Source organism: Pseudoalteromonas lipolytica, from assembly GCF_001306915.1.
In the GTDB taxonomy this organism is placed as follows: Bacteria; Pseudomonadota; Gammaproteobacteria; order Enterobacterales; family Alteromonadaceae; genus Pseudoalteromonas; species Pseudoalteromonas simplex.
Map to the genome: position 1 here is coordinate 144694 of NZ_LJTC01000009.1, position 18646 is coordinate 163339.

General features: G+C 40.0%; 19 protein-coding genes. 10 read left to right on the top strand and 9 right to left on the bottom strand.

The window, feature by feature from the left end:
• Positions 1-53: 53 nt before the first annotated feature.
• Genes arsC through AOG27_RS14635 form a run of 3 tightly spaced genes read left to right on the top strand, consistent with a single transcriptional unit; the run spans position 54 to position 1407 of the window.
• On the top strand, positions 54-401 hold the full coding sequence (arsC, locus tag AOG27_RS14625; protein WP_054553738.1) for an arsenate reductase (glutaredoxin): 348 nt from the start codon (positions 54-56) through the stop codon (positions 399-401).
• A complete protein-coding gene (wrbA, locus tag AOG27_RS14630) occupies positions 401-955 on the top strand; it encodes an NAD(P)H:quinone oxidoreductase (RefSeq protein ID WP_054553739.1) in 555 nt (184 codons plus the stop codon). Before arsC ends, wrbA begins: the two co-directional genes overlap by 1 nt.
• Entirely contained in the window at positions 952-1407 is a 456-nt protein-coding gene (locus tag AOG27_RS14635) for a DUF2069 domain-containing protein (RefSeq protein WP_054553740.1), read from the top strand. Before wrbA ends, AOG27_RS14635 begins: the two co-directional genes overlap by 4 nt.
• A gap of 84 nt (positions 1408-1491) precedes the next feature.
• On the opposite strand, the gene AOG27_RS14640 is transcribed toward AOG27_RS14635, so the two are convergent.
• A complete protein-coding gene (locus AOG27_RS14640) occupies positions 1492-2829 on the bottom strand; it encodes an ankyrin repeat domain-containing protein (RefSeq protein WP_054553741.1) in 1338 nt (445 codons plus the stop codon).
• Between the two features lie 300 nt (positions 2830-3129).
• Positions 3130-3723, bottom strand: a complete 594-nt coding sequence (locus tag AOG27_RS14645; RefSeq protein ID WP_054553742.1) for an MlaC/ttg2D family ABC transporter substrate-binding protein — start codon at positions 3721-3723, stop codon at positions 3130-3132.
• 234 nt (positions 3724-3957) lie between these two features.
• Between AOG27_RS14645 and AOG27_RS14650 the strand changes: the two genes are divergently transcribed.
• Together AOG27_RS14650 and AOG27_RS21275 are read left to right on the top strand one after the other, a co-directional pair.
• Positions 3958-4494: an acyloxyacyl hydrolase gene (locus AOG27_RS14650; RefSeq protein WP_054553743.1), complete on the top strand. Its 537-nt coding sequence runs from the start codon at positions 3958-3960 to the stop codon at positions 4492-4494.
• 39 nt (positions 4495-4533) lie between these two features.
• Positions 4534-4680 carry a DUF2897 family protein gene (locus AOG27_RS21275; RefSeq protein ID WP_082389286.1) on the top strand — a complete coding sequence of 49 codons (147 nt, stop codon included), beginning with the start codon at positions 4534-4536 and terminating at the stop codon, positions 4678-4680.
• 33 nt (positions 4681-4713) lie between these two features.
• Here AOG27_RS21275 and AOG27_RS14655 read toward each other — a convergent pair whose 3' ends face one another.
• Positions 4714-6081, bottom strand: a complete 1368-nt coding sequence (locus AOG27_RS14655) for a YjiH family protein (RefSeq protein WP_054553744.1) — start codon at positions 6079-6081, stop codon at positions 4714-4716.
• Between the two features lie 71 nt (positions 6082-6152).
• A complete protein-coding gene (gene bamC / locus AOG27_RS14660) occupies positions 6153-7214 on the bottom strand; it encodes an outer membrane protein assembly factor BamC (protein ID WP_054553745.1) in 1062 nt (353 codons plus the stop codon).
• Between the two features lie 368 nt (positions 7215-7582).
• Between bamC and AOG27_RS14665 the strand changes: the two genes are divergently transcribed.
• Both AOG27_RS14665 and bcp read left to right on the top strand, forming a co-directional pair.
• Complete coding sequence (locus AOG27_RS14665; protein WP_054553746.1) at positions 7583-8116, top strand: glycine cleavage system protein R; 534 nt, start codon at positions 7583-7585, stop codon at positions 8114-8116.
• 10 nt (positions 8117-8126) lie between these two features.
• Positions 8127-8606, top strand: coding sequence for a thioredoxin-dependent thiol peroxidase (gene bcp, locus AOG27_RS14670; RefSeq protein ID WP_054553747.1), 480 nt, complete (start codon positions 8127-8129; stop codon positions 8604-8606).
• Between the two features lie 170 nt (positions 8607-8776).
• On the opposite strand, the gene queE is transcribed toward bcp, so the two are convergent.
• On the bottom strand, positions 8777-9442 hold the full coding sequence (queE, locus tag AOG27_RS14675) for a 7-carboxy-7-deazaguanine synthase QueE (RefSeq protein WP_054553748.1): 666 nt from the start codon (positions 9440-9442) through the stop codon (positions 8777-8779).
• A gap of 122 nt (positions 9443-9564) precedes the next feature.
• On the opposite strand from queE, the gene queC reads away from it, so the two are divergent.
• Positions 9565-10245 carry a 7-cyano-7-deazaguanine synthase QueC gene (gene queC / locus AOG27_RS14680; RefSeq protein WP_268795049.1) on the top strand — a complete coding sequence of 227 codons (681 nt, stop codon included), beginning with the start codon at positions 9565-9567 and terminating at the stop codon, positions 10243-10245.
• Positions 10246-10285: 40 nt separating this feature from the next.
• On the opposite strand, the gene AOG27_RS14685 is transcribed toward queC, so the two are convergent.
• The 4 genes from AOG27_RS14685 to AOG27_RS14700 form a co-directional block, all read right to left on the bottom strand.
• On the bottom strand, positions 10286-12460 hold the full coding sequence (locus AOG27_RS14685; RefSeq protein WP_054553750.1) for an exonuclease domain-containing protein: 2175 nt from the start codon (positions 12458-12460) through the stop codon (positions 10286-10288).
• A 66-nt stretch (positions 12461-12526) separates the two neighbouring features.
• Complete coding sequence (locus AOG27_RS14690) at positions 12527-12715, bottom strand: DUF3185 family protein (RefSeq protein WP_054553751.1); 189 nt, start codon at positions 12713-12715, stop codon at positions 12527-12529.
• Positions 12716-12790: 75 nt separating this feature from the next.
• On the bottom strand, positions 12791-14200 hold the full coding sequence (locus tag AOG27_RS14695) for a sensor histidine kinase (protein ID WP_054553752.1): 1410 nt from the start codon (positions 14198-14200) through the stop codon (positions 12791-12793).
• A complete protein-coding gene (locus AOG27_RS14700; RefSeq protein ID WP_054553753.1) occupies positions 14200-14874 on the bottom strand; it encodes a response regulator transcription factor in 675 nt (224 codons plus the stop codon). The genes AOG27_RS14695 and AOG27_RS14700 overlap by 1 nt, the downstream gene beginning before the upstream one ends.
• 175 nt (positions 14875-15049) lie before the next feature.
• On the opposite strand from AOG27_RS14700, the gene AOG27_RS14705 reads away from it, so the two are divergent.
• Both AOG27_RS14705 and AOG27_RS14710 read left to right on the top strand, forming a co-directional pair.
• Positions 15050-16993 (top strand): LTA synthase family protein, encoded by a 1944-nt coding sequence (locus tag AOG27_RS14705; protein WP_054553754.1) that lies wholly within the window; start codon positions 15050-15052, stop codon positions 16991-16993.
• Between the two features lie 15 nt (positions 16994-17008).
• Positions 17009-18634 carry a phosphoethanolamine transferase gene (locus AOG27_RS14710; RefSeq protein ID WP_082389287.1) on the top strand — a complete coding sequence of 542 codons (1626 nt, stop codon included), beginning with the start codon at positions 17009-17011 and terminating at the stop codon, positions 18632-18634.
• The last annotated feature ends 12 nt before the right edge of the window (positions 18635-18646 follow it).

Sequence of the window (18646 nt, forward strand, 5' to 3'; positions counted from 1 at the left end):
TCTCGCAGCGCTTGCCCTAAAATAAGCCAAATTATTAAATGTGAGAACACACTATGTCTGTGACTATTTATCATAATCCACGTTGTTCAAAATCGCGTGAAACACTTGCCCTATTAGAAAACAATAACGTACAACCAAGTGTTGTTGAATACCTAAAAACACCACTTAATGAGCAGCAAATTGCGACCTTAATTAGCCAATTGGGCTTTACTTCAGCGCGTGAATTAATGCGTACTAAAGAAGACATCTACAAAGAGCTTGAGCTTAAAAACGAGCAAAACGAAGACAAATTAATTGCTGCAATGGCTGCAAACCCTAAACTCATCGAGCGCCCTATTGTTGAAAATAACGGCAAAGCTGCTCTAGGTCGTCCACCAGAAAACGTATTAAGCGTACTTTAATGACTACAAACATTGTTGTGCTATACCACTCAAGCCATGGCTCTGTAGAAGCAATGGCACATGAGATAGCCGAGTCGATTGAGCAACAAGGAGCAACTGCTTTATTGCGCACGTTTGTAAAACGTCAGCCACACGATATTGTGATCAGCAAAGATGATCTAATTAATTGTGATGGCTTGGCCTTTGGCACCCCTACTCGATTTGGCATGATGGCCTCACAAGCAAAGAGCTTTTGGGAAACCACCAGTGATCTATGGCTTAAAGGTCAGCTAATAGATAAACCTGCTTGTGTATTTTCGTCATCGAGCAGTATGCACGGTGGTAACGAAGCTACCTTGTTGAATCTATCACTGCCCTTGTTACATCACGGTATGATGTTGCTTGGCGTGCCTTATGAGGTACCTGAGTTATTAGCAACTGAAACTGGTGGTACGCCATACGGTGCGACTCATGTGGCCGGTAGCAATAACAGCAATGTGTTAAGTAAAGACGAAATTAAAATTTGCCAAAGTGTTGGAAAACGCTTGGCACTGATTACGAGTAAATTACAATGAGCTTGGAACCAAAGCTAAATCAGCCTGTTGCCAAAAAGCCAATTACTAAACGATTCCAACGTTTTGCACTGATTGGTTATATCGGCTTATTAATTTTAATGCCAGTTTGGTTGTTTTTAATTGCCCCAAGAGAAGGCCACAGTAACGGCTTTATCTTTGTTGTTTATATACTCCCTCTTCTATTACCACTAAAAGGGATTATTCAAGATAAGCCATACACCTACGCGTGGGCAAACTTTATCGTGATGTTCTATTTTATCCATGGTTTTACATTACTATGGGTCGCACAAGAACAGCTGATTTGGGTATTACTTGAGTTAATCTTTGCCAGTCTGATGTTTATTGGTTGCACTTATTATGCTCGCCATCGCGGGCAAGAGCTTGGCCTTAAGATACGTAAATTAAAAGAAGAGCTGGCCGAAGAAAAAGCGGCACATGAGCACGATAAATAAGCACTTTCGTTTAGCTTAATTAAAACAAAAAACGGCAACCAAGGTTGCCGTTTTTTTATGTCACTTTATTTAGTTTTTATGCGTTCACACCAACTCTGCTAAGGTGGCTAGCGCGACAATACTTGCCAGACCCACTTGGCCAATTAAGCTAAATAGTGAAAACAGTCTTAAAATAAACAGCCCCCATGGATGACGAATATGCGGGTACAGCGCACAGCGTTTTAAACTTGTAGCAAAGAAAAAGCATAAGATAGAAACTAATGTAAAGCCCAGCGTTAACTCACTTTTAATAGCAATGCTATCGTCAAAAAAGAAGAACAACTGCACAGGTAGTAACACAGTTACAATCGCGTGGAGTAAGTGCACTTTTTTAACGCGATCAAACTGCCCTTCTGGCGAAAGCTCTTTAATACCAAAGTCATGCTCAAGGCATTTAACTAAGTTATCTGCTTTAATGCTAACTGCAAGTCTGTAGCAGCTTAGACCGTCTTTGTTACGAACCCTAAAGTCATAGCCCGCTTTTAAAAGCAACACCAGTAAAGGTCCATTCTCGGCTAATACGGCGTAATGTAATGCTGTATTCCCTTTGTTGTCTTGGGCCTTCTTATCTTGATGTTCAAGTATTGTCTCAACAACATTCACATAGCCTTTTTCGGTTGCCCACATAAAGGCTGTTTTACCGTTTTCGTCAGCTAATGCACCTGTTGCGCCTTGCTCAATAAAACGCTTTGCCATGGTTTGTTTAGCATTTTTGTGGCTCAAGTGGGCAAGTAAAGCTTGTTCAAGTAACGATGCTGAGTCAACATCAGGTGATACAAGTTTTAGTAAAGTGAAGTAATCTTCACCGTGAGCAACTTTTTCAGCTGCAAGCGCCGTTAATGATTCAAGATCAGCCACTGAATCAGGGATAAAACCACTAAAACGCTCTCTAAAGTCAACTTCGGTCCACAGCTCTAATACATCGTCCGCAGACATTTTTGCACCGTGATTAAGCACATGTTCTATCACAGTAAAATAGCGACGATTAAATAACTGGTGAATCAAAGTTATAGGTGTTTTAACAGCCGATTGAGCAAATGCACTAGCGTATTTCTCTAAGCGCTGGCATAACATTAAAACAAGACTCTCAGGGGTATAGTCGTTTTCTAAAAAGTGCGCTTTCATAGCATTAATGTAATGCAGCGCAGCTTCATCAAATTCAGAGATGTGTTGGAAATAACACTCTTCAAACGGTTCAAGAGGAGTCAACCAAGTAAGGTAATAAATAGGCGGAAGAACCGTCGTACACACACCGTCATCTTCATTAGTAGAACGACATGCCGGCCAAGCTTCTAAAGCGTCTAAAATATAAGCCCCGTTTTGCTCAGCTAATCCTTTGATCAGTAACGGGTATTCCTTTGGCCAAATCAGTACATTTTCCATTAAAAAAACACAACTCCGCTGCACATTATTCGATGTCTTATTAAGCACTTAGTTATAGCAAAATTTAACTGACAGTTTGCTTAATATTGCGACCAATAACACAGTATCTGACAGATACTCTGGTAAACAAGAAAAGTAGTATGATTCTACCACAGAGGGTTACAGGTGCTAGCGCAAAGTAGGTGATTTTTAAAGAAAATAGAAAAGCAGCGGCACATGGACGGTACTCACTGCTTGGTTGGAGACTGAAAGTAACTAAAAAGCCCGATGAGGTGAAGGTAATCGCGCTTTTTAGCTGACTTACTTACTTGCTAATTCGTGTGTCACTTCATCAATGCCAACTTGGCTAATGCGCTGCAGCACTTCTTTTTGCTTTGCGCTTAACAGTGAGATACCTTCAGCAACAATATCGTATACTTTCCACTGCTTGTCTTTGCCTTGGCGTAATTTAAAGTGCAAATCTATAGCTGGCGCATTGTCATCAACAATTTGTGTCTTAACAGTTGCATAACCATCGTCGATTAGTTGTGATTGATCAAAAATTACTTTTTGGCCTGTGTATTTCATTAGCGCGCCAGCATAAGTCACTGTTAAGTAATGCTCAACCGCAGCAATAAAATCAACGGCTTGTTCACGGCGCAGACCTTTGATGTGCTTACCTAAAAGCTTGTACGATACAAACTTAATATCCATATGTGGTAATAAGCGTTCTTCAACAATATTCGCCATTGCTTCTGAGCTTGCATCACCTTTCGCATTTACATTTGCGATATCAACAAATAAATCAGCAGTGACTGATTCTAATAATTGCTTAGGCGAGCGGTCTTCACTGGCAAAAGCAGATGCAGCAAAAAATGCTGCAATTAGCAAAAATGAGTTAACTAGTTTGGTCATCGTGTTCACCTCTAAACGAAAATTTTCGCTAATATACCGATATTAAATCCGTAAAAAAAGAAACAATCTGACATTGTTTTAATGCCAATTAAGCACCAATCGATTTTTTCCATAGTTTTCAGCTAATTGCTAAAAAATATGAGAATGTGCACAGCTTCTGTGTTTTTTTGCACATTGAAAAGCCCCTAACACCGCCTTATTTACTTGCTCATCGACATAATGAGAAGTACCGAAATGAAATTTAAAAAGCCATTAAAAGCACTTATTTTGAGTGCAGCTGCTCTTTTAGCAGCACCAAGTTATTCAGCTTCAAATCATGGTTATGCCATTGATTACATTCAAGGTGAAGGTGATGTAAAAGGTCTAAAGCTGGCCTATCAGTACCATGTACCCAATGAAAAGTTGCCCTTGCAACACGCCCGCTTGTACTTCGAATCTAGTTTTAATATTTGGCAGTATGGCAAAGACAACAAACATCAAACTAATATCGTGTTAGCTATGTCTCCAGTGATCCAATACCCTGTGTTTAATGTGAAAAACATGCCTGTTTATGTGGAGTTTGGAATTGGCGTTTCACTATTGGACGACACCCGTTTTGCAGGCAAAAACGTTAGTACTCACTATCAGTTTGAAGATAGATTGGGTCTAGTTGCAGATTTAGGTGACGACTCAACCTTAGCACTTAGATATTTACATTACTCAAATGCGGGTTTCAAGAGCCCTAACCCTGGCCTTGATTTTATTTCACTGTCTTATGCAAGACGATTTTAAGTGCTACTATATCGCTGTGTATATCGGCAGGATTTCAAGATGGAAACTTGGCAAATTATAGCCATTGTTGTTGCTGTGTTTGGTGTAGTAATTGGTAACCTTATGTTGCTAAAACATGCAGCAAAAATGGACTTCAAAGTGCCTAAAAGCGATGATAATGAAGATAAAAAAAGCCCTGATGAATAATCAGGGCTTTTCTATTTAATGCTTTAGCTAAGATTACACTAACCAATGTGCCATTAAGACAATCACCGGTAATGTCACTAAAGTTCTTAAAATAAAAATGAAGAACAATTCGATAATATTAACCGGAATTTTACTACCTAAAAGCAGTGCTCCCACTTCCGACATATAAATCAATTGCGTCACACTCATTGCTGCAATAATAAACCGTGTTACATCACTTTCAATACTACCCGCTGCAAGAATTGACGGAATAAACATATCAGCAAATCCAACCATAATTGTTTGTGCCGCAGCTTCAGCTTCAGGTACTTGTAATAGCTCTAAAAATGGCACAAACGGCTTGCCCATATATTCAAAAATTGGCGTATATTCAGCAATAACCAAGGCAAATGTGCCCACAGCCATAACGACAGGTAACACAGCGAATACCATATCAAAGGCGTTATGTAGACCTTCTTTCACTGTACCAGCAAAACCCGGTGCAGTGCGTGCTTTAGCAAGCGCCACATCAAGTGAATGAGAGACTAATGTTTTACCTTCAGGCACTGATTCTGCGTCTTTATCAGGCTCTGAGCCATCAAAATAAAGGTCTTTTTTGAAGCGTAATGGTGGTAAGCGAGGCACAATTAATGCCGCAACAAAACCCGCCAAACACACTGTTAAATAAAACGGTGCAAACAAGTGTTCAAGCTTTACTTGGCCAATAACAACTAAACAAAAGGTAATTGATACTGCAGAGAAAGTAGTACCAATAATGGCAGCTTCGCGTTGTGTATAGTGTTTATCTTCATACTGTCGAGCGGTCATCAAAATACCCACACTACCATCACCTAACCAAGATGCTACACAGTTAACCGCACTGCGACCTGGCACACCAAAAAGTGGACGCATCACTTTAGTTAATAAGGTACCGACTAACTCTAACAAGCCGAAGTTTAATAATAACGGTAATAGTAAGCCCGCTAAAACAAACACAGAAAACAACACTGGCAACAAGTCGTTTAAAACCAGTGCACCGGTATTACCGGAAATAATCATTTCTGGCCCTTGTTTTGTGTAGGTCAAAACGATAAAAACCATGCCTAATAAACGAACACTCAACCACAACCAACTAACATCAAATAAATGTTTAATTATAAAGAACTTAAGTAATGGCTGGGGTTTAAACAACTTTATCACTAAAGATAAAATACCGGTAATGCAAACAATGCTCGTAATTAAACCAAGCGCGAAAGGAGCTATCCACGCCTGCACAGCTTTTGCCATAACAGCAATCGGAATGGTCATTGCCTCACCTATGGGTACCGGCGTCATAAACAAGAAGACACCTATAAGTGAGGGAACGAAAAAGGTAAACAAGGTTCGCAAGTCACTGCGATGGGCTGTGTTTAAGTTAGACATATTTTCAACCTGTAAAAACCACAAAAAGAGCGGCTAAGCTCTTTTTGTGGTGGTTTTAACTATTATAATTATTAAATATTAATACCGCGCTGACGCAGTGCATTCTCTAATGCTTGCTGGAGATCATTCATTGTTCCTGGCTCAAGAATTGTGCCTGCAGAATCCATCCACGTTAAGCTTGTGCCACCTTCTTTAGTGCGACTAACAAGAATTTGATATTGGCCATCTTCAATTGGCAGCTCAGCTAACTCTTCACCCCAAATTGAGTCCCATACGCTTGATTCTGGCTTTTTATAATCAGCCGTGATCAAACCACGATCTTGGTCAATTTCTACAATAGTGAAAGATAAGCGCTCTAAGAAACCTGAAAAACGCTCAAACACAGCAAAGTAGTCCTGCTCAGTCACTAAAGCTGCATTCCCTTTGTCATCAAACCCCATCTCTAACGAGATAACACCTTGCTTTTTGCGCATTTCAACTTCAAGTTGACGATAGCGATAATCAAATTCAGCGACAACTTGGTTTAACGCACGCACTTCTAACTGTTGCTGTAAAAGCGGTGTAAGTGGTTGACTATCGCTTTTATAATCTACTAACTTAGCATTTAATGACGCAGTACGTTGGTGCGATTTTTCTTCAATAGTAAATAAGAAACGTTGTTGTGATACTTCGGTTTCGCTTTCCCAAAACCAACCATCTTCTGGCTTTATAATTGTGTACCAATCTGTTTCAACACTTCCTAAAAGCTTATCTTCTTTTATTGCAGAAGTATTTTTTTCGTTCAACACGGCGTGGATCGAGTCCCAAATAAACTCGTCTAAATCAACAATACCGTCGTTTTTATCAAAATAAACACGCGCATCTTTGTCACCCTCTTCTACCCAACTACCTTGAGCAATGGTAATAACCTGTGCTGGCGGACGGTAGTTTTTCGCTTCAGGGTTATTGTCGTATTGCGCAACGTCCATTTTATATGTCGGATCTTGAGCCGGTTGCGCTAAACCTTCAGGTGCTTTGACTGGTTGATTAGCACGATAATTGCGTTTGTGGTGCGCTTCGTCGGTAAATACACCGCACCCAGTTAAACTTACCACTACGCTTACAGCAAGCGCCTTTGAGATCCAATACTGCACAGATATTTCTCCTTAGCAAACCCTTAATTCTTTTAACAAATATATGAGTGGGTAATACCGATTTGGTTCACTGTAAAATCACTTTTAACTTTACATTTCTTGTTTTTATGCAAAAAACCCGAATAGATTGGGCTAGCGTAACGTGTTTGAATGCTTATCGCCTTGCAAAATTTTAACTATGGTACTTTCTGATGCCCCTAAAAACAAGAAAGAGCGCACTTTATTCACGGCTTAATTAATCGTCGCTATCGTTAACTAAGCAAATTATGTTAAACTTCGCCGCCGTGCGGTATTAAACTCACGTGAAATTAAAGCTTAATCAAGCTTATATCCATTGGTATTGTTAATTACTAGGTATTTAAAATTCCATGACTGCTTTTACAAATCATCAGATAGTACTCACTGCGATTGGCGAAGATAGACCCGGTATCGTCAGCGAATTAACTCAGTTAGTGAGTGATTGCCATTGCAATATAATTGACAGTCGCATTGCTATTTTGGGCAACGAGTTCACCTTTATCATGCTACTAGCAGGTGATATGTCGGCAATTAGCCGCATTGAACATACTTTGCCAACTAAAGGAATGGAGCTAGGCCTTTTAACCATGATGAAACGCACTGCAAGTCATGTTGCATGTGAATTTTGTGCCGGTTACACCCTCGAATACACAGGTATTGATACACCAGGAACATTAAGTAAAGTTACGCGCTTTTTTGCTGATAACAACATCAGCATTTGTTCTCTTAAATCGGACACTTATGATGAAGATGACGAGCTTAAAATGCGCTGTGAACTTGAGTTTAATATTCCTGTTGAAGTCGATATTGATAACTTTAAAGTGAGCTTTGAAGATCTTTCTCGTAGTTTGAACGTAGATTATATTTTCAGACGCATTCGCTAAGGAGCAAAGCATGAAAACAATTAATCCATTACAAGCAGGCGACACAGCCCCAGCTTTTAGTTTACAAAATCAAAATGACGAAACTATCGTACTCGCTGATCTTTTAAAAGAGCAGCAAGTACTGGTTTATTTCTACCCTAAAGCATCAACACCAGGTTGTACTGTGCAAGCAGAAAACTTACGTAATGAAAAAGCTGAGCTAGCTAAATTAAATACACGTGTTGTAGGTATCAGCCCTGATCCAATCAAGCGTTTAAAGAATTTTGAAACCAAAAAAGAGCTTAACTTTGATTTATTAGCCGACGAAGATCACGCGATTGCTGATGCCTTTGGTATTTGGGGTTACAAGAAGTTTATGGGTAAAGAATACGAAGGAATTCATCGTATTAGCTTCCTTGTAGGCCAAGACGGTAAAATCAAACATGTGTTTGATAAGTTCAAAACCAAAGACCATCATCAGGTGGTGTTGAACTATTTAGCGCAGAATTGATAGTTACGAGTTACAAGAACATAGTATAAAAGCGTTGCCATGGTGCAACGCTTTTTTGTTTTTAACTGGAAATATTAACCCCCGTGTCTACTTTATCGGGGTCAGATCAGACGGCTGACGGCTGACGGCTGACGGCTGACGGCTGACGGCTGACGGCTGACGGCTAAACCCTAGCTAATTCCTAAATATTTATGTACTTGAACCGATAAACGCCAGTTTTTTGCAATACAGGTTTCAATAGCAAGTTTAGTTGCTGAGATCTTTTGGCTAATTGGTTGTAGATACACTAAACGTGGATTCACACCTGTTTTTAAGAATAAATCTTCGAGCTCTTCCACATGCTTTTGCATTGCCACTGGGTGTTTAATCTCATCAGCGCGCTGCATTGCACTGCGTAATACTTTATAGCCACCACGCATATTAATTTTTGGGGATACAGTCACCCATGTCTGCTCAGGGACTAAAATCTCAAACGTACCGCTGGTTTCAATTTGAGTCGAATAGCCATTTGCATGTAATAATTCACACACTGGATTTAAGTCGTACATGCAAGGCTCACCACCGGTGATCACCACATGTTTTGCGTTGTAGCCACGTTTTTTAAATAGCGCTAACACTTGCTCCGCTGTTGCTTCTGCCCAATGATCTGAGTCTGCTTTTTTCTCAACGGTGTCATCAAGTGACACTTTATACACATTATCAACGTCCCATGTTTGTTTTGTATCACACCAAGCACAACCCACAGGGCAGCCTTGTAAACGTAAAAAGATTGAAGGTGTACCCGTAAAACTCGCTTCACCTTGAATTGTTTCAAACACTTCGTTAATTTTGTACAAAAGACATCTCACTTACGACGCAACGGTATAAAATACATACCATCAAAAAAACCAAAAACACGCGCAAAAATTGTTATTTAGGCCCGAGCCGTGTAGTATATCGCGCCCTGAAGTAAACCTCTATCAAAAGTAAGAGCAAAACAGATATGACGCAAAAAGTAGTTGTGATTTATTCCGGCGGTATGGACTCATTTACCGTATTAAATAAAGCCCTGCAACAAGGCCACGAAGTGTATGCCCTGTCTTTCGACTACGGCCAGCGTCATGTTAAAGAGCTTAAAGTAGCTGCTCAAGTATGTGAAAAGTTAGGTGTTTCTCACAAGATTGTTGATATTTCAGCGATCAACCAATTAATTGGTGGCTCATCACTAACTGATGATATCGAAGTACCAGAAGGTCACTACGAAGAAGAAAGCATGAAGAGCACAATTGTGCCTAACCGCAACATGATTTTACTCTCACTGGCTGTGGGTTATGCGGTGTCTTTAAAAGCTAGTAAAGTTTATTACGGTGCCCATTCAGGCGATCATGCAATTTATCCAGACTGTCGCCCTGAGTTCGTACAAAAAATGGATGATGTTTGCCGTATTGCCAACTACGACGCTGTTGAAATTTTCAGCCCATACTTAAACAATACCAAAATCGACATTTTGACAGACGGTTTAAAAATGGGTCTTGACTACAGCCAAACGTGGACCTGTTACAACGGCCGAGACAAGGCCTGTGGTAAATGTGGTGCTTGCCAAGAGCGCTTAGAAGCCTTTGCTTTAAATAACGTTACTGACCCTATCGAATACGAATAATCTTATTTAGAATAGGACAGGTTAAGTTTAAAAGGCGAGTTTAACTCGCCTTTTTTGATTGTGTTTGTTGAATCAGATTTAACAACTCTGCTGTGGCAGTTGCATCAGCTAACGCTCTATGGTGATTCGTTAAATTCAATTCAAAATGTGCCGCTAAGTTACCAAGCGAATATGACTTAAGCTTTGGAAATGCCTTTCGTGATTCAACTACAGTACATAGCTTTGGCATTTTAAAGCCTTGCCCAAGTGCACCATATTCTTTGCGAATAAAGCCGAAGTCAAAATTCACATTATGAGCAACAAATACACTGCCTTTTAATAGTGAGCGCAGTGTATCGGCAATCTCTTCAAAGCGTGGCGCATCACGTACCATAGCAACGTTTATCCCCGTTAACTTGGTGATAAAAGCAGGAATACTGCGCTCAGGATTGATTAAACTCGCCCATTTATTGATTACTTCACCCGCTTGTAACTGCACAACCGCTATTTCGGTAATTTTATTATTAGCTTGTACGCCGCCGGTGGTTTCTATATCCACCACACTGTAAATACGATTCGGATCATTAAACCAATTTACCGCAACGATATTTACTGCAAAGCCATGTTGTTTTAACACCTCAATACTGACAAGTTGGTTGCGTCTTAATTTGTCGCCAGGGGCTTTCACTTCCTCAAAGGTGAGTGTATCCCCCTTTAACACCATCAAGTCTGGGTAGCCATCTTTGAGCTGCTTAAAGGTTTTTGTCATTTGTAGTAAATGCGCTTTTAAATTTGCAAGCGGGCTGTGTTTTATTAATACCTCTAGCGGCTCTAACATGTCGCTGTGCCACACAAACACGCTATTGGGGGCTTCATAAAACTGCCCTGCGTTTTTGCAAATATATTTATACAAAGCTTCATTACTAGTGAATTTGGCAAGCTTTTGCTCAATTTGTGTTTGTTGCACTGTGTAAAAACAATCAGCCAGCAACACCTTTGGATAAAGATCAAATTCATTACACGGCGGGTGCGGGGTCTCTATAAAGAGTTCTTGCCAAAACGTTAAGGTAAAGAAGCTCAACCAAAGATTATTCTCGGTAAAAAATACCGTATTACCCAGCTGTTGATAATGCTCACACACTCCTTGCTCTACATCGCCACGGTAAATATCATCAACCTCTAATTGATGCTCGGTATCAATGAGCATTTGTGTTAGGCGTGAGCGTTGTTGCTTATTATATTTACGCTGTAAAAAGTCCTCTGCAAAATATAAAATGCCATCATCAAGCGGGTCTTGAATAACTTGCTCAAGCTTTTGTTCAACCCAGTTTTTATCACCTTGTTTATAACGCTGACGAATTGCCAGCTCTTGCGCTTCACTACTGCCTTCACAGTGCTCAAGTAATTCAAATGCAAATGCTAAGTCATGCTCTTTAAGCTGCTTATACAAGCGGATCAGTAACTTGTTTTTGATACTCTGGGCTAATTCATCTTCACAGCTAATGGCTAAAAGCGCTTGGGCTAAATTTTGATACTGTGATTCTGAGTCACTTTCTTTGAACTGCATTCGCAGCTTATTTAATTGATAATGCGTTTGTGCTTCGGCTAGCGTTTGAAAACGAGAGATGCTCTCATTCACATCAGCTCGCACTTTTGCAATCCCTAAATCACGCATCACAAAACGATTTTGATGATTGATATCGCCGCCACTTAGTCGGCCACTATGTAAAAACTCAAAGTATTCATAATACTGGCAACGGCTATTGACCACGAACTGACTAAACAACGCCTCTAATTCACTGTGGTTGCGATCAATATGCTCTTTACACAGTTGGGTCAAGCGCTGTTTACTGGCTGACTTTTTGTAATCAGGTTTAGTCGCCATTAACTCATCATTCGCTAATAAGGTTAACAGGGTTGGTTTGGTTAAATGCTCAAGCAATAGGTCTAATTCATCGCTGCTAGGATGTGCCACCAGCCCTTGCTGCTTTAGCTTAAAAATAGCACCGTGCAGGTTGGGGATCTCTTCATAATTTAATGATGATAACGCGACGATTTTTGGCTTTCGAGAATATATACGCAGCAAAGTACATAAGCTTTGCTCATCAAGCTGAAGGAGTTTTTCAAGAAATAACTGCTGCTCTTCTAAAAGCAGATGCTTGCACTGAGATTGTATAAATTCAGCAAGCTCAAAGAAGTGACTTAAATAATATTTTGCTGGTAATTGTGTTTTCATAGCCAAACCCGACACTGTATATAAACACAGTATCAGGTATTAGCTAATTGATTTCAATGTTTGCGGTTATTTAACTTTTAAAATACCCACAATTGCGCAAATTGCGCCCCCGACCATACCGAGCCAAGCTTCAATTGGTGTATCACCACTAAAAGTACGGCTAATTTGCGCACTTGCAGAGTCATACACGTTATATCCCCATACGGCTAGCGCCACACCAATAACGATTAAAGCAATACCTATAATTTTTCCCATCGTGTTGTTCCTTATTGTTATTAATTTCTTTTTGATAACGTCAGTGTTGCACACATATTAAACGCCTGCAAAGCCTTAAGAAATAATCAAACTAAAGGTTATGTTTTGCCCACTTAACGACACCTGAAGTTCAGCATCAATTGCTTTACTTAACGATTTGGCAATAGATAAGCCTAACCCAAAGTTATCATTAGAGGTTCTGGCACTGTCTTTTTGCCAGAGTGGATCAAATAACTGGCTCAAATCGTCTTCTGTTAATGGGACTTTTAATTCATTTGTAACAGAGAGATACAACTTATCATCTTTACTCAATAGCGTGCTTACAGTCACGATGCTCTCATCGGGGCTGTATTGTTTTGCGTTATTTACAAGATTGGTGATAATTGATTCAAGGGCAAATAAGTTACTGACAACGGCAGGAATATCATCTTGAAACTCAAACTTAACCCGCTCTAAATCACACTTTTCTAAGGTGCGCAAAATAACCTGATTTAAATCACATGCATCTTGCTTTGGGAGTGCTTCATCACTGTACTTATGCAGTAGTAATAAGTTCGACACAATACTCTTTAAGCGCTGGCTAATTTTTAGCACTTCGGGTTTAAAGTCTTCCTCAAGCTCTTTTTCATTTGGGAAACGAATGGCCACTTCAGCCATATTTATAAGCTCAGCAATCGGCGTTTTTAACTCATGAGCAATATCTGAGGTTAAGCGTTTTTCTCGAAAATAAAGCTGGCGGTTTTCTTGGATAAAAGCATTTAAGCTATCAACAATGGGTTGCAACTCTTTGACAGGTTCTTCTATCGCGATTACAGCATTTTTATCTGCAATACTCAGCTGGCTAATATCCCGGTTTAGTTTATTCAGCGGCGCTAGAGAACTGTCGACTGATTTACGCACAAATAGACGAATGAATACAATTACCGACACAGTAGAAACAACAAAAATAACGTCGATTAGCCATAAAACAAAATCAACTTCTTCTGATGAAGCCGCATAAGCTAACGTGATGGGTTGTTGCAAAGAGGTGTTAACACCTTCAGTGAGGTCTTCATCATCATCTAGGTCTAAAGGCGGTATAAAGCGAGTATAAATAACTCGACCATTTCGACCATCAGGTAACTCGATATTGATGATTTTTGTCTCGCCCAGTTTAATTTTTTCTGAAGGTAAGCTCTTTTGTGAGAAAAGATCCAAACTTTCTGAACGCGCGAACACGCCAGACTGCGACCAAAGTTGAAAATACTCAGTTTCTGTATTGCCAGAAAACTCAGGCATAAACAGCCCTGAAAAATCAAAATCAATTCCTTCTTCGTCAATATCAATCAATGACATAAGCATACCGGCTTTGGATTTCATGCCACGATTAAATTCGTTATCAATCCAACTATCAACGGCGATATCAGTAGCAACTAAAATACTTAGTACCAGTCCAGTTATAGTAATCGATAATGTGGTTACTAACCTACTGCGAATTGACTTCATTATTTTCCTTGAATGATATAACCAAAACCACGCTTAGTTTGAATAGGTAGTTCACTACCTGCTGCCCTCACCTTTTTACGCGCTGAGGATAAATGCGCTTCAATAGAGTTTTTTGAAACTAGGTCATATTGCCCTGCAATATAAGTACTTAACTTTTCAGCAGTGATCACTTTATTTTGGTTACTAAATAAACACTCGACTATTTTATATTCGTTGGGGGTTAAATCGATTACAGTCTCATCAACTTGCAAGAGTTTTAATTGTAAATTTAAAGCCAAGTTATCAATATAGATCACATCGCTAATTGTTTTCAGGCCGCCTCGACGCATTAAATTTAATAACCTTGCGTGCAGCTCATCAAACGAAAATGGCTTGGTCAGGTAATCATCGGCCCCGGTGAGTAACCCTTTCACTCTATCTTCTGGTTCTTGCTTGGCAGATAAAATTAGCACACGCACATCAAGCTGTTTTGCTCTTATGGTTTGTAATAACGTAATACCATCAATACTGGGTAACATAATATCGAGTATGATTAATTCGTACTCACCTGTCATTGCCATACTCAAACCTTCAGCACCATCGCCGGTTTCATCAATAGTAAAACCTAGGTTCTCAAGGCCAATTCGTAGACTACGTCTTAATGACACCGAGTCTTCTATAATCAACAATTTCATAAGTTACTCATTTAGGTAAAAACCGCTTTAGCGTCATCAGGTTACGCTTTTAATCTTAAGGTTCACTTAAGATTTACTGAAGTTTTTCTAGTTTAGAAAATATTAAGATTACCATCAGGGTTTCTTAAGTTTCGACTCCTAGTATTGCCGTAGTTTCGATTAAGTAAGTACGACTATGACAGCAAAACTCTCTGTTTTAAAACCTTTGTTCCGTTTTTCATTAATTTTAATGTCAGTTTTTATACTGTCGAGAATAGCCTTGCTTGTATGGCAACACCAAAGGTTAGCTGATGGCGATTGCCTTGCCGTTTTATTTGGCGGCTTAAGAGTCGACTTAAGTAGTTTAGGCTACTTGTCAGCCTTGGCTGTTTTGATGTTACTCGCTGATCTGCTTGTGCGCAGAAAAACCGCTTTTTTTCAGCATGTTTTTACTCTTTATAGCAGCATAGTTGTGACTTTAATCGTGGTTGTAGAGGCTTCGACTCCCGCGTTTATTACCCAATACGATGTACGACCAAATCGTTTATTTGTTGAATACCTAGACTATCCTCAAGAAGTCTTTTCTATGCTATTACATGGCCACCTGTTTGCCATGATAAGCACTTTAATTATTGCAACGCTTAGCTGTGTGTTTGCGTATCGTTATATTAATGCTGCATTTAGCAAACAGCAAAATGCTAAAACGGTTAGCCAAGTGGTGATACTCGTTACGACTTTATTAGTTTGCTTAATTAGCGCAAGAGGCACTGTAAGCCATCGCCCGTTAAACCCTGCATTAGTGTACTTTTCAAGTGACTCACTAGTTAACTCCTTAGCCCTTAATTCAACTTACAGTGTCGCCTTTGCTATTAAGAATATGGGCAATGAAAAAAATGCCAGTAGTTTATACGGTACTATGCCACGTGATGAGATTTTACAAACAGTAAAGCAAGCAGCCTATAAACAGCAGTTTATCACTGAGAGTATTCCTACCCTTGCCAACAACACACCTTTTAGCACAGGCAAACAAAAGAATTTAGTGATCATTTTAGAAGAAAGCTTAGGCGCACGCTTTGTCGGCGAACTAGGTGGCATTGGAGTGACTCCTGAACTAGATAAACTTTATCAACAAGGCTGGGGGTTTGATAACTTATATGCCACTGGCACACGCTCTGTTCGAGGGATTGAAGCGGTAACAACCGGATTTACCCCGTCACCTTCACGCTCGGTGGTCAAACTTTCTAAATCTCAGCGTAACTTTTTCTCACTTGCTGATGTATTAAGCCGCACCGGCTATACCACCCAGTTTATTTACGGCGGTGAAAGTCATTTCGATAATATGAAAAGCTTTTTCTTAGGGAATGGCTTTAGCGATATTGTCGATATTAATGACATACAAAACCCTGAGTTTATTTCGTCGTGGGGAGCAAGCGACGAAGACTTGTTTAATCAAGCTGATATAGAGCTAAGCGAGCTAAATAAATCAGGCAAACCATTTTTCAGCCTTGTGTTTACCTCAAGTAACCACGACCCATTCGATATTCCAGAAGGTAAAGTAACACTGCCTGAAGGCCACGACCCAGAAAACTACAAACGCGACCTAGCAATCAAATATGCTGACTATGCACTCGGTAAATTCATCGCAAAAGCAAAAACGCAAGATTACTGGCAAGACACGGTATTTTTAGTGGTTGCAGATCATGATGTGCGCGTGTTTGGTTCAGAGCCTGTGCCGCTTAAATCATTCCATATCCCTGCTGTGATCCTAAATAGTGATATGGATGCAAAGCGCGATACTCGCTTAGTCAGCCAAATTGATTTACCTGTTACTTTGTTGTCGTTATTAGGCGTTGAGCAAGCAACCCCTATGCTTGGTTATGATTTAACGAAACAATACCCTGTAGAGCGCGCCATGATGCAGTACTACGACAACTTTGCTTACGTAGAAAATGGTCAAGCCGTGATCCTGATGCCAAACCAAAAAGTGAGCTATTGGCGCTATGACCCTACAAGTAAAACCCAAGTTGCCATCGATAACACAGGTAGCAGCGTTGGGCTTGCCAAAAAAGCCTTAGCGCACGTCTTATTTAGCAATTTAGCTTATACCGAACAGTTGTATCGCTTACCAAATAAATCGTAGCGATAAGGAATCATTATGAGCATGCAAATTAAACAACTCTTTACTCAAAAATGGCACGTTAGCTACAGCCAATTTGTCTGGCTGGTGTCGTTGTACTTGGTTATTGCATTTAATGGCCTGTTTTTATGTAACATGCTTGAAGTAGCCAGCAAACCTGAACATGTCAATTGGTTATTTATAGCAAGCGTGCCGTTTTTCTTATTAGCACTGACGGCAATGGTGTTAAGTTGGTTATCGTTAATCACCTTCGTAAAACCCGTGCTTTTAACAAGCATCGTGGTTTCATCATTGTTGTTTTATGCAACCTTAAATTACGGTGTTATCTTTGATAAAAGCATGCTGCAAAATATCTTAGAGACAAATACAGGCGAGGCATTTTCATATCTTAATGTACAAGTTATCGCTTTTATTGCTGTGCTAGGGGTACTGCCTGCTTACTTGTTTTCTCGCTTTAAAATTTCCGGAAACTTTCGTGTTCGTCTTAAAAGCTTTGCGCTTCTTAACGTTACAGCGTTTATTGCTGTAACTGTTATTGCCGTTCCTTTTTATAAAGATTACGCCTCTGTAGGGCGTAATAATCGTCAATTAACCAGCTACATTACCCCCTTTGCATTTTATACTGCGGGCTATAAGTACCTGCGCGATAATTATTTTTATCCACCTTTACCATTTAAAGTCTTAGATAAAACACCGCACCTATTAGCTAAGCAACAAAGTTCACTGACGATTATGGTGGTAGGCGAAACTGCACGCGCAGCAAACTTTTCACTGCAAGGTTACGACAAGCCGACTAATCAATATACCCCTAAACTTGGCGTTAAATATTTCAGTGATGTTAGTTCATGTGGCACCGCAACGGCCATTTCAGTACCTTGCATGTTCTCGCGCTTAGACCGCAATCACTATGATTCGCGCATCGCGCAAAGCCAAGAAAATGCCCTAGATATCATTCAACGAAGTGGTGTAGAAGTAACGTGGATTGATAACAATAGCAGCTGTAAAGGGGTTTGCGCACGAGTAAACTCACAAACGGTAGAACCCACAAAGAGCAATCCACTTTGTGACGGACGTTATTGTTTTGATGAAGTATTGGTTGAAGCATTAGCTGCAAAGCTTGCCAAGAGTCATGCGAAGCACCAACTAGTGGTATTACATATGATTGGCTCACATGGACCAACTTACTATCGCCGCTATCCAGAAAAATACACTAAATTTTTGCCGGACTGCCCACGTAGCGATATTCAAAATTGTAGCACTGAGCAACTGACAAACACGTATGACAATACCATTGCTTATACCGACCTAGTGCTGAGTAAGCTTATTAAATTACTGCAAAACAGTCCGGCGGATGACAAAGCTCTGCTGTATGTTTCTGATCATGGTGAATCACTGGGTGAAAAAGGCTTGTACTTACATGGCTTCCCATATGCATTAGCGCCTAAAGAGCAAACCCATGTGCCTATGCTATTTTGGAGTAATAAACTGGCCAATACCCGCTTTAATCAATGTATCGAACAATTGCGTAACCATGCTTTTTCACACGATAACATTTTTGACACCCTACTTGGCTTAACTCATATACAAAGCACTGAATATCGCCCAGAGCAAGATATTTTTAATACTTGCTCAACACAAAGCTAACGAAATAGAGAT